This is a genomic window from Streptomyces sp. NPDC051133, from assembly GCF_040682635.1.
Taxonomy (GTDB): domain Bacteria; phylum Actinomycetota; class Actinomycetes; order Streptomycetales; family Streptomycetaceae; genus Streptomyces.
Genome location: NZ_JBFBBK010000167.1, coordinates 1 through 2,733, shown reverse-complemented (window position 1 = coordinate 2,733; position 2,733 = coordinate 1). Strand labels below are relative to the sequence as shown.

Below are 2,733 nucleotides of genomic sequence, written 5' to 3'. Positions count from 1 at the left end.
TACTACGGCTCGGTCCTCACCAGCGTCATCTTCGCCAGCTTCACCTTCATCTTCTTCGCCCTCGAAGGCTCGATCATGGCCCAGGGCCTGAAGCTGGGCCTGGGACTGCCGCTGTGGCTGGGCTACTTGGTCTCCACTCTCATGGTGATTCCCCTGGTGATCTACGGCATGAAGGCGCTGAGCAAGCTGCAGGTCTGGACGACGCCCGTCTGGCTGCTGCTGATGGTCGGCCCGCTGGTCTACCTGATCGCCAAGGACCTCGGCACGGTCGACCGGTTCCTCGCCTACGCGGGCACCGACGGCGACGGCGGCGTTAACACCGCCTCCGTGCTGCTGGGCGCCGGCGTATGCCTGTCCCTCATCGCGCAGATCGGTGAGCAGATCGACTACCTGCGCTTCATGCCGCCCAAAACCGAGGCCAACAAGCGAACCTGGTGGACCGCCGTGGTCATGGCCGGGCCCGGCTGGGTGATACTCGGCGCGCTGAAGCAGGCCATCGGTGTCTTCCTCGCCGTGTACATCCTCGCCAAGGTCGGGCCGGACGTCGCACCCGAGCCCATCCAGCAGTTCAAAGGCGCCTTCGACGCGATGATGCCGTCCTGGCTCGTGCTCCCGCTGGCCGTGGCGCTCGTCGTGATCAGCCAGATCAAGATCAACGTGACGAACGCCTACTCGGGCTCCCTCGCCTGGACGAACTCCTTCACCCGCATCACCAAGCACTACCCCGGCCGCATGGTCTTCGTCCTGGTCAACCTGGGCTTCGCGCTCGCCCTGATGGAAGCCGACATGTTCAGCTTCCTCAACGACATCCTGGGCTTCTACTCCAACTGCGCCATCGCCTGGGTCGTCACCGTCGCCACCGACATCGGCATCAACAAGTACCTGCTCAAACTCTCCCCGCACGCCCCCGAGTTCCGCCGCGGCATGCTCTACGCCGTCAACCCGGTCGGCGTCGTGTCCTTCGCAGCCGCCTCCGGCCTGTCCATCGCGATGTACTTCCACGCGCTCAGCGACACCCTCCAGCCCTACTCCCCCGTCGCCGCCGCCGTCATCGCCTTCGCCCTCACCCCGCTCATGGCCATCGCCACCAAGGGCAGGTACTACCTGCGCCGCACCGACGACGGCATCGACGAGCACATGCTCGACGCCGACGGCAACCCGAGCGCGGTCACCCTCGACTGCCACGTCTGCCACCAGCCCTACGAGCGGCCCGACCTGACCGCCTGCGCCACCCACGACGCGGTGGTCTGTTCGCTGTGCCTCAGCACCGACAAGGTCGGCGACCACGTACTGCCCGCCACCGCGTAGGCCAGCAGAGCTGGGCCGCCAAGCCGACCTCCGTGGCAATTGCCCTGAAGTTGCTTCCCGGAACACCCCTTTTACCCAGGGACACTGAGGTGCGTCGATCTCCGTACTCGGCCACCGCCGGTCCGCCGCAGATCGCCCGGAGCGTTTCGAGGACGGCCGTGTCCATCGCGAGGACGCTGTCGGCCCAGTCGAGCATGTCGAGGGTGATCTGCTGGCCACGGTGGGAGGTGAGATCGAGGCTGCACCTCCCCTCCTACTGTGGAGACCGTGACCGGAGGGATAGTTGGGGGTCATGGCATCCAGGAAGCGCATCTACGACGCCGAGTTCCAGGAGGGGGCGGTGCGGATCGTGACGGAGACCGGGAAGCCGATTCCGAAGGTGGCGGAGGATCTGGGCATCCATCCCGGGACGTTGCACAGCTGGGTCTCGCGGGCACGGCGCAACGGGTCGCCGTCGTCGGACCGGCCGGTGGCCGAGCCGTCTGGTGGCCGGCTGCGGGAGAGTGAGCGGGCCGAGCTGGAGCGGCTGCGGGCCGAGGCCAGGGAGAAGGACAAGCGCATCCGCGAGCTGGAGATGGAACGTGATGTGTGCAAGCGTTTCGTGGCCTTGTGGGTGAAGTAGCTGAGGCGGACTCGGCCGTGGCGGTCGGGGTGGTCAGCAGCTGCAAGGCCTTGCCACCTGGATCACCGACTTCTACAACGCCAGACGGCTACACAGCGTGTGTGGGTTCAAGAGCCCGATCGACTACGAACGCGAGTACCGAGCCACCCTCGCCGAGGGCCTGGCCGCATAGACCGTCTCCACGCTTCGAGGGGATTGACAGGGAACGACACGTCATCGACCGCCCAGGCGTCTGGGCCGATCTGCGGCACCATCCGCTCGGCAGTGGCCCTGGCAAGATTTCCGTGAAGCTAGGTGTACCACCGTGCACCGGTGACGCTCCGTCACAGGTAGCGGCACTGTCAATGGGTGCGTGGGACGGGGCGCCCGCCCCTCGTCGCCTACCTGTATGACGGCGGGGTCCTCGATGAGGGCGACCTCAAGGCGATCCGGCTGCTGGAGGAGGAGCTGCTGCCCTGGCGGCTGGTGCCGCGAGAGAAGCTCACCGACCACCTGCCAGGCGCACTCGGCCGCCGCGCGCTCGCCGCCCTCGACGTGCTGGCGGACGGGGCGGGCACGGCGGAGCTGGAGAACGGGGACCGGGTCGGCCGACCGGACCCAGACGCAAACAGAGGGTTACGCACAGAAAGATCACGTTAAAGGCTAGTAATTCGATACGTACGGCGTGTTCCGCTTTCTTCCTACTCGTCCGACACTACGCTCCCGCTGGTGATCATCGGCGTGGAGAGGGAATGTCGTGCCCCTTGAGTGCGAGCACAGTCAGAGGACGGCGGCGAAGTCCGAGCCCGCACGCGTGAAGTCCC

General features: G+C 66.5%; 2 protein-coding genes and 1 pseudogene. All 3 read left to right on the top strand.

Annotation, left to right across the window (positions count from 1 at the left end; genetic code table 11):
• On the top strand, positions 1 to 1,308 hold a 1,308-nt coding region (locus AB0N17_RS45925), incomplete at its 5' end, for an allantoin permease (protein ID WP_366017625.1).
• A gap of 292 nt (positions 1,309 to 1,600) precedes the next feature.
• Positions 1,601 to 1,930: a transposase gene (locus tag AB0N17_RS45920; protein WP_366017624.1), complete on the top strand. Its 330-nt coding sequence runs from the start codon at positions 1,601 to 1,603 to the stop codon at positions 1,928 to 1,930.
• Positions 1,931 to 2,275: 345 nt separating this feature from the next.
• Positions 2,276 to 2,569 (top strand): annotated as a pseudogene (locus AB0N17_RS45915) (hypothetical protein); the annotation flags it as partial.
• Positions 2,570 to 2,733: the final 164 nt, after the last annotated feature.